At 49.9% G+C, this 7,262-nt stretch carries 4 protein-coding genes and 1 pseudogene; 4 read left to right on the forward strand and 1 reads right to left on the reverse strand.

From position 1 onward, the window contains the following. Nucleotides 1-35: 35 nt before the first annotated feature. Nucleotides 36-1,151 carry a cysteine desulfurase family protein gene (locus tag MMY81_RS28950; RefSeq protein ID WP_252315545.1) on the reverse strand — a complete coding sequence of 372 codons (1,116 nt, stop codon included), beginning with the start codon at nt 1,149-1,151 and terminating at the stop codon, nt 36-38. Nucleotides 1,152-1,366: 215 nt separating this feature from the next. On the opposite strand from MMY81_RS28950, the gene MMY81_RS28955 reads away from it, so the two are divergent. The 4 genes and pseudogenes from MMY81_RS28955 to MMY81_RS28970 form a co-directional block, all read left to right on the forward strand. After that, nucleotides 1,367-2,833: a S41 family peptidase gene (locus MMY81_RS28955; RefSeq protein ID WP_252315546.1), complete on the forward strand. Its 1,467-nt coding sequence runs from the start codon at nt 1,367-1,369 to the stop codon at nt 2,831-2,833. A gap of 102 nt (nt 2,834-2,935) precedes the next feature. Then, complete coding sequence (locus MMY81_RS28960; RefSeq protein ID WP_252315547.1) at nt 2,936-4,114, forward strand: PDZ domain-containing protein; 1,179 nt, start codon at nt 2,936-2,938, stop codon at nt 4,112-4,114. A 180-nt stretch (nt 4,115-4,294) separates the two neighbouring features. Continuing rightward, nucleotides 4,295-6,274: an excinuclease ABC subunit UvrB gene (gene uvrB / locus MMY81_RS28965; protein WP_252315548.1), complete on the forward strand. Its 1,980-nt coding sequence runs from the start codon at nt 4,295-4,297 to the stop codon at nt 6,272-6,274. Between the two features lie 5 nt (nt 6,275-6,279). After that, nucleotides 6,280-7,262 (forward strand): annotated as a pseudogene (locus tag MMY81_RS28970) (excinuclease ABC subunit UvrA); the annotation flags it as partial.

The raw sequence follows: 7,262 nt of genomic DNA on the forward strand, positions 1-7,262 counted from the left end.
TCCGGCAGCCTGGATGGCCTGCCGGAGCTTTTTTATTAGGTGAGAATCGTCTTGAGTGCTTCGATAACGGCGAACACATCTTCATCCGTACTGTAGGAACCAAGGCTGAACCTTACGGATCCTGCCCCTTCCTGCTCTGTCAGCCCAAGCGCCTGGAGCGTCGCGGATAATTCCACCGAGCCGCTGTGGCAGGCAGCGCCGGTAGAAGCAGCGAGAAATGGCATCTGCTTTAGCAGGTCCTCTCCGGTAATACCAGTAAAGCGGACGTGCAGCGTATTGGGAAGCGTGTGAACTGGATGCCCGTTGCGGTGGACCCGGAGCGGGAAATTCTGCTGGAGCAGCTCCCAGAATAAATCGCGCCGTCTTTTTACAGCAGTCATATCAATGGACGCTGCATCCATGCAGGCTTCACCGAGTGCAGCGGTAAACAGAACATTTTCCGTACCTGCCCTGCGTCCCGATTCATGGGAGGCGCCGTGCAGAAGCGGAGGAAGTGCATCCGTTTTTCGCATATAGAGCGCTCCTATTCCTTTTGGGGCATACACTTTATGACCGGCAATCGTCAAAAAATCGACGCCCAGCTCATCCACATTTACTGGTACTTTGCCAAGAGACTGGGAGGCATCGGTGTGAAACGGTATGCTGAAACGGCGTGTCACTTCGCTGATTTCTTCGATCGGCTGAAGTGTTCCCGTCTCATTGTTTGCGTGCATAACAGATATGAGTGCTGTGTCCCTGGTAATGGCAGCTTCAATATCAAGCGGATTAACACGGCCGTAGGAATCTGTGCCAATATAAGTAACGGAGGCTCCCATTTTCTCCAGATAGCGGCACGGCTCCAGTACCGCGGGGTGCTCGATCGTTGTTGTAATGATGTGGCACGGCTTATTTCCGCAGTTCTCATACACCCCTTTTAACACATAATTATTGGATTCTGTTCCTCCGCTCGTAAATATAACTTCCTCAGGTTCGGCTCCAATAAAGGCAGCCAACCGGGTCCGCGCGGTCTCTACTGCCTGTTTAGCTTCTTTTCCGGCCCAGTGGGAGGCGGAAGGGTTGCCGTAGGAACGATCCATCCAGTAGGAGAGAACATTTTTTACATTGGGGGAAAGCGGTGTGCTGGCATTATAATCCATATAAACGTGATGCATGATAGATACCGCCTTTCGATAATAATAGATAGTATGCCTATTTTAGCATATGCCCCGCAGGCAGATATCTGGAAAATAGGGAGATTTTCATTTGTTACGTGCTTCTTTCATGCTAGAATAAAAGAAGTATATTTATCGTAATGGAGGATACATAGGCCGACCGGAACGAATACTGCACAACCAGTACCCACAGCACATAATGGAGTGGATTATATATGGCATGGAATAAAAAAGCAGCCGCGGCGCTTACAAGCGCTGCGCTGATCGCGGGAACAGGGGGCGTCGTCATAGGCGCCAACCTGTCAGGTTTTGATTCTCCATTTGATTCCGGCACGTCCGGCAGTGCCGATCAGGCTTCTACCGGAAATGAACATATGGAAGATATGGAGCGGTTTGAGCAGGTGTATAACACGATCAGTGAAGATTATATGGATGAAGTAAACTCCGGCCAGCTGATGGAAGGAGCGATGGAGGGGATGATCGAAGAGCTCGGCGATCCCCATTCCTCTTACATGAATCAGGAAATGGCGGACGAATTCACGCAGTCACTGGAATCCTCATTTGAAGGAATCGGTGCAGAGGTCAGCCTTGTAGATAATACGGTCACGATTGTGGCCCCATTCAGGGACTCCCCGGCGGAGCAGGCTGGACTTCAGCCAAATGACCAGGTACTGGAAGTAGACGGTGAGTCAACGGAAGGGGAAACTCTTAACGAAACGGTGCTCCGCATCCGCGGCGAACAGGGAACCGAAGTAACGCTTACCGTGCAGCGTTCAGGCAGCAGCGAACCTTTTGATGTTGTCGTGGAACGTGATGAGATTCCTGTAGAAACCGTTCAGTCTGAAATCATAGAAGAAGACGGCGTGCAGGTTGGTCATTTAACTTTAACCTCTTTTGGAGAAAGCACGGCTTCTGAATTTGAAGAACAGCTCGCTTCGCTGGAAGACGAAGGCATGGAAGCGCTCATTATTGACGTGCGCGGCAACCCGGGCGGCTTTCTCAATGCCGTTGAAGAAATCGGAGAGCTTGTTATTGCTAGTGATAAACCGCTCGTACAGATAGAAGACCGTAATGAACAGGTAGAGGAATTTACGAGCAGTCTTTCCGAGCCGAAAGATTATCCTATTGTCGGCGTCATTGATGAAGGAAGCGTTTCTGCTTCTGAAATTCTGGCCGGAGCCTTAAAAGAAGCCGGCGGCTATGATCTGGTCGGCCAGACAACGTACGGAAAAGGAACCGTCCAGCAGTCGATGGAGCTCGGAGACGGCAGTCAGCTGAAGCTGTCTATGTTTAAATGGCTCACTCCTGACGGCAACTGGATTGACGGGGAAGGCGTAGAGCCAACGATCGAAGTCGAGCAGCCTGCTTACTTTACGTCTGCTGCGCTTGATCCGGAAAATCCGCTCGAACTAGATCAGGTAGGCGAAGAAATCGAAACCGCCCAGTCTATGCTTGAGGGACTTGGCTACGAGCCGGGACGCTCGGACGGATATTTTAATGAAGAAACCGAGTCGGCCGTACAGGCCTTCCAGGAAGAACAGGATCTGGAAGCGAGCGGCATTATTGATGAAGATACAGCAGAAGTGCTGAATCAGGCTCTGCTCGAAAATATCCGCGATCCGGAAAACGACGGCCAGCTCGAACGAGCCCTCGAGGTAGCGGCTGAACAGTCATCTGAATAAGAGAACCGCAGGCAGGAGGTGTCCTGCCTGTGCTTTTCATCATGAATAAACAAACGAAATTATTATCGACTAAGGCAAAAGATAGGAAAGGAAGGTGCTTCATTGGACTGGACAATGTGGTTATGGGAAATAGCGAGGGCGATTGGCTGGTTTTTCGCCAACCCTCTTACATATGTAATTATCGGAACGGCGCTTTTAATCGGCTCCAAAAGAGTGAAACAGGAGCGGAAGGATTTTAAAACGAGGCTGTACCCGCCGCTTTACGATGTGCTTGTTTCTGTCGGGCCGGGGATCCTTTACGGTTTGATTGTATCAGTGCTTATTATCGTATCGGGCCTTTTTGTACCGCTGGAAGTACTCATTTTGGCAGGTCTGTTGTGGATTCTATTTATCGTAACGGGTCTCCTGCGCTTTGCCACACCGGCTCATGTGCTTGGACTGAGTCTTATAGCCGCATACGTGGTTCCTCTTCTCTGGAATCCGGCGGGCGGCTTCTGGGGCGGCGTGATATCATCGTTGGAAGCAGCGGACCTTCGTCCGGTGCTGGTACTGACAGCGCTGCTCGTTCTGGGAGAGGGACTGCTTCTGCTTCGAACGAAGCGGCATCATACATCTCCCTATTTATTCAAAACACCACGTGGGAAGTGGCAGGGAGCCCACCGTTTAAAGCGTGTATGGCTGCTGCCTGCATTTATTCTTGTGCCGGGAGACGCGCTGCAGGCTGCAGGCTGGTGGCCGCTGTTTCCAATAGAAGGAACCAGTCTCTCCCTGCTGCTGTTCCCGTTTGCTGCCGCTCTTAAGCTGAATATTACCGGCAGCGTTCCACAGGAGGCCGTCCGCCGCACCGGCGGGAAGGTACTTCTATGGGGCCTGATACTCGCCGTTGCTGCAGGCGCAGGCTACTTTGTTGACTATCCGGTATACCTTGCTTCAGCCGCAGCCGCAGCTCTTCTCGGAAGAGAATGGATTACGTGGTCTCAGAAACGCCGGGAAACATCAAGTCGTCCGATTTATACCGTGCCGGACCGAGGCCTCCGTGTTGCCGGTATCCTTCCTTACTCACCGGCTGAGAAGATGGATATTAAACCGGGGGAAATTATTACGAGAGTAAACGGACGTACTGTAACGAACGAGAATGAACTGTACCAGGCGATTCAGCTCAATTCTGCCTACAGTAAAATCGGCGTCGTCGACCTGAATCAGGAGCTCCGCTATACGCAGATTGCGGTTTATGCAAATGAACATTACCTGCTTGGCTTATTGCTTGTCAAACAAGAGTAGGATGCTTATACTTTATAGAACGAGACGAAAGACCATCTGCCGAAGATGGTCTTTTACGTCTTTAAAAAACGAACGTGCATTCGATTAGCACGTTTGAAAACAGCACATATGTGGTATAATAGAGCAGACTAATAGACGTGAGATATAGAATAATTTAGGAATATGGAGGCGGAGCGCATCATGAGTCAAGCATTTGAATTAGTATCGGGATACAAGCCGGAAGGCGATCAGCCGAATGCCATAAAAGCATTAAGTGAAGGGCTCCGTGAAGGCAGAAAGTATCAGACACTGCTTGGAGCTACGGGAACAGGAAAGACGTTTACCGTATCTAATGTCGTACAGGATATTAAGAAGCCGACTCTTGTTATTGCCCATAATAAAACGCTGGCGGGCCAGCTCTACAGCGAATTTAAAGAACTCTTCCCGAATAACGCGGTGGAGTATTTTGTCAGTTACTATGATTATTACCAGCCGGAAGCCTATATTCCGCAGACTGATATGTTTATCGAAAAAGATGCCAGCATTAATGATGAAATCGATAAGCTGCGTCATTCCGCTACGAGCTCTTTGTTTGAGCGTGAAGATGTCATTGTTGTAGCGAGTGTGTCATGTATTTACGGACTTGGGTCCCCGGAAGACTACCGTGAACTTGTGCTCTCGCTCCGCAAAGATATGGAAATGGAGCGCAACGAACTGCTGCGCAGGCTTGTGGATATTCAGTACGATCGTAACGATATTAATTTTGTACGGGGAACATTCCGCGTGCGCGGCGATGTTGTAGAGATATTTCCTGCTTCGCGCGACGAACAGTGTATCCGTGTGGAGTTTTTCGGGGATGAAATTGACCGTATTACAGAAGTGAATGCGTTAACGGGTGAAATCAACGGCGAACGCAGCCACGTAGCGATTTTCCCGGCTTCCCACTTCGTAACAAGAGAGGATAAGCTCAATAAAGCGATTGTCAATATAGAAAAAGAGCTGGAACAGCAGCTGGCTGTTTTCCGTTCCGAAGATAAACTGCTGGAAGCTCAGCGGCTCGAACAGCGTACAAGATACGACATCGAAATGATGCAGGAGATGGGCTTCTGCTCCGGGATCGAGAACTACTCCCGCCACCTGACGTTCCGAAATCCGGGAGACTCTCCGTACACGCTGATTGATTTCTTTCCAGAAGATTTTCTGATGGTTGTGGATGAATCCCACGTCACCCTGCCCCAGGTAAGGGGCATGTATAACGGAGACCGGGCGAGAAAAGAAGTGCTTGTTAATCACGGTTTCCGACTGCCATCGGCTATGGACAACCGGCCGCTGAAGTTTGACGAATTTAAGGAGCGCGTGAATCAGGCGCTGTTTATTTCCGCGACTCCTGGTGCGTTTGAAGAAGAGCATACGCCGGAAATGATCGAACAGATTATCCGTCCGACCGGTTTAATTGATCCAACGATCGATATTCGCCCGATTGAAGGACAGATTGATGACCTGATCGGCGAAATTAATGAACGGGCCGCCAGAAATGAGCGCGTGCTGGTTACGACGCTTACGAAAAAAATGTCGGAAGACCTGACGGACTATTTAAAAGAAGTAGGCATCCGCGTGAAATATCTGCACTCCGATATTAAGACGCTGGACCGGATCGATATTGTCCGGCAGCTGCGCATGGGCCATTTTGATGCGCTTATCGGCATTAACCTATTAAGAGAAGGTCTTGATATTCCGGAGGTGTCCCTCGTGACGATCCTCGATGCGGACAAAGAAGGGTTTCTGCGTGCCGAACGCTCACTGATTCAGACGATGGGACGGGCTGCACGGAATGCGAACGGACATGTCATTATGTATGCCGACCGTATAACGAAATCCATGGATATCGCAATTTCGGAAACAAACAGACGCCGCGAAATACAGCTCGCTTATAATGAAGAGCACGGTATTACGCCGAAAACGATCCAGAAATCGATCCCGGCATTAATTAAGGCGACTATAGTGACCGAAGATGGGGAAGAAGTGGAAGAGGTACCTATGCTTTCGAAAATGAACAAAACCGAACGAAGAAAATATGCAGATGAGCTTGAGGCAGAAATGAAGCAGGCAGCAAGAGACCTGCAGTTTGAACGGGCCGCAGAGCTTCGTGACCTCGTTCTTGAATTAAAAGCGGAAGGATAGATAGAATGGCACTGGAAAATTTACAAATAAAAGGCGCACGCTCCCATAATCTAAAGAACGTGGACATTACGATCCCAAGAGATAAATTGATTGTGTTTACAGGATTGTCAGGCTCAGGGAAATCCTCCCTGGCCTTTGATACTATTTACGCGGAAGGACAAAGACGTTACGTGGAGTCCCTTTCCGCCTATGCCCGCCAGTTTCTCGGGCAGATGGATAAGCCGGACGTGGACTCTATAGAAGGGCTCTCTCCGGCCATTTCCATTGACCAGAAAACAACGAGCAAAAACCCACGCTCAACAGTAGGTACAGTAACGGAGATCTATGATTACCTGCGGCTGCTTTTCGCCCGCATCGGACGTCCGGTCTGTCCCAATCACGGCATTGAAATTGCCTCGCAGACGATCCAGCAGATGGTAGACCGAATGATGGCCTACCCGGAGCGGACAAAAATGCAGATTCTGTCCCCGCTTATTTCAGGACGCAAGGGTGAGCACGTCAAAGTACTGGAGGACCTTAAGAAAGAAGGATATGTACGCGTCCGCGTGGACGGTGAAATGCGTGAAGTAAGTGATGAAATCAAGCTTGAAAAAAATAAAAAGCACAGCATCGAAGCTGTGATAGACCGTATCGTTATTAAACCGGACGTAGAAACAAGACTTGCCGATTCGCTGGAAACGGCTCTTCGTCTCGGCGACGGTCAGGCGAAAATTGACGTAATTGGAGAAGAGGAGCTTCTTTTCAGCCAGCATCACGCCTGCCCGCACTGCGGATTTTCCATCGGTGAACTGGAGCCGCGTCTGTTTTCCTTTAACAGTCCATTCGGCGCCTGCCCATCATGTGACGGTCTTGGAAGCAAGCTGGAAGTGGACAAAGAACTTGTTATTCCGGATCCGGATCTAACGCTCAAAGAACATGCGATAGCGGCATGGAAGCCGACAAGCTCGCAGTACTATCCACAGCTGCTTGAATCAGTGTGCCGTCATTT

The organism is Sinobaca sp. H24 (assembly GCF_023845525.1).

Coding starts and splice junctions, on each gene's coding strand:
- MMY81_RS28950 (WP_252315545.1), bottom strand. CDS start 1,151: ATGCATCACGTTTATATGGATTATAATGCCAGCACACCGCTTTCCCCC.
- MMY81_RS28955 (WP_252315546.1), top strand. CDS start 1,367: ATGGCATGGAATAAAAAAGCAGCCGCGGCGCTTACAAGCGCTGCGCTG.
- uvrB (WP_252315548.1), top strand. CDS start 4,295: ATGAGTCAAGCATTTGAATTAGTATCGGGATACAAGCCGGAAGGCGAT.